The 1,888-nt window shown below is 56.0% G+C and carries 1 rRNA gene; it reads left to right on the forward strand.

The features are described from left to right. Window positions 1–93 precede the first annotated feature (93 nt). Window positions 94–1,623: ribosomal RNA gene (locus AO716_RS09425) — 16S ribosomal RNA — on the forward strand. Window positions 1,624–1,888 lie beyond the last annotated feature (265 nt).

Here is a 1,888-nt window from a genome sequence, read left to right on the forward strand (position 1 = left end):
CGTGGGTGTGGATGGTTTTTTTAGCTGGTTTCGAATTTAGTGCATGACTGTGCAGCCAATTTTCCTTGGCTCCGGTTGTGTGTCTGTAACACATTTACGGAGAGTTTGATCCTGGCTCAGGATGAACGCTGGCGGCGTGCTTAACACATGCAAGTCGAACGATGACTTCTGTGCTTGCACAGAATGATTAGTGGCGAACGGGTGAGTAACACGTGAGTAACCTGCCCTTGACTTCGGGATAAGCCTGGGAAACCGGGTCTAATACCGGATACGACCTCCTGGCGCATGCCATGGGGGTGGAAAGCTTTATTGCGGTTTTGGATGGACTCGCGGCCTATCAGCTTGTTGGTTGGGGTAATGGCCCACCAAGGCGACGACGGGTAGCCGGCCTGAGAGGGTGACCGGCCACACTGGGACTGAGACACGGCCCAGACTCCTACGGGAGGCAGCAGTGGGGAATATTGCACAATGGGCGAAAGCCTGATGCAGCGACGCCGCGTGAGGGATGACGGCCTTCGGGTTGTAAACCTCTTTCAGCAGGGAAGAAGCGAAAGTGACGGTACCTGCAGAAGAAGCGCCGGCTAACTACGTGCCAGCAGCCGCGGTAATACGTAGGGCGCAAGCGTTATCCGGAATTATTGGGCGTAAAGAGCTCGTAGGCGGTTTGTCGCGTCTGCTGTGAAAGCCCGGGGCTCAACCCCGGGTCTGCAGTGGGTACGGGCAGACTAGAGTGATGTAGGGGAGACTGGAATTCCTGGTGTAGCGGTGAAATGCGCAGATATCAGGAGGAACACCGATGGCGAAGGCAGGTCTCTGGGCATTAACTGACGCTGAGGAGCGAAAGCATGGGGAGCGAACAGGATTAGATACCCTGGTAGTCCATGCCGTAAACGTTGGGCACTAGGTGTGGGGGACATTCCACGTTTTCCGCGCCGTAGCTAACGCATTAAGTGCCCCGCCTGGGGAGTACGGCCGCAAGGCTAAAACTCAAAGGAATTGACGGGGGCCCGCACAAGCGGCGGAGCATGCGGATTAATTCGATGCAACGCGAAGAACCTTACCAAGGCTTGACATGAACCGGAAAGGCCTGGAAACAGGCCCCCCACTTGTGGCCGGTTTACAGGTGGTGCATGGTTGTCGTCAGCTCGTGTCGTGAGATGTTGGGTTAAGTCCCGCAACGAGCGCAACCCTCGTTCTATGTTGCCAGCGGGTTATGCCGGGGACTCATAGGAGACTGCCGGGGTCAACTCGGAGGAAGGTGGGGACGACGTCAAATCATCATGCCCCTTATGTCTTGGGCTTCACGCATGCTACAATGGCCGGTACAAAGGGTTGCGATACTGTGAGGTGGAGCTAATCCCAAAAAGCCGGTCTCAGTTCGGATTGAGGTCTGCAACTCGACCTCATGAAGTTGGAGTCGCTAGTAATCGCAGATCAGCAACGCTGCGGTGAATACGTTCCCGGGCCTTGTACACACCGCCCGTCAAGTCACGAAAGTTGGTAACACCCGAAGCCGGTGGCCTAACCCCTTGTGGGAGGGAGCCGTCGAAGGTGGGACCGGCGATTGGGACTAAGTCGTAACAAGGTAGCCGTACCGGAAGGTGCGGCTGGATCACCTCCTTTCTAAGGAGCACCTGAAACTGGTTGTGTTCTTCCACAGTGTTGGATGCACGGTTTCCAGGAGTTATGCCCGTTTCGAAGGCGTTTGTTCTTCGGCGGGTGCTCATGGGTGGAATATCAATGAACAGGTTCTTCCGGGTTTCTTCCGGATCGGTGAGTACGCCCCCCTGGGGGTTGGAAAGCGGGTTCGGGGTCATGGCCCGGGGGTTATCGTTTGGCACACTGTTGGGTCCTGAGGCAACAGGATCTGTTGTTTCTGGTTTTTCCT

This window comes from Arthrobacter sp. Edens01 (assembly GCF_001307035.1).
GTDB lineage: Bacteria > Actinomycetota > Actinomycetes > Actinomycetales > Micrococcaceae > Arthrobacter_B.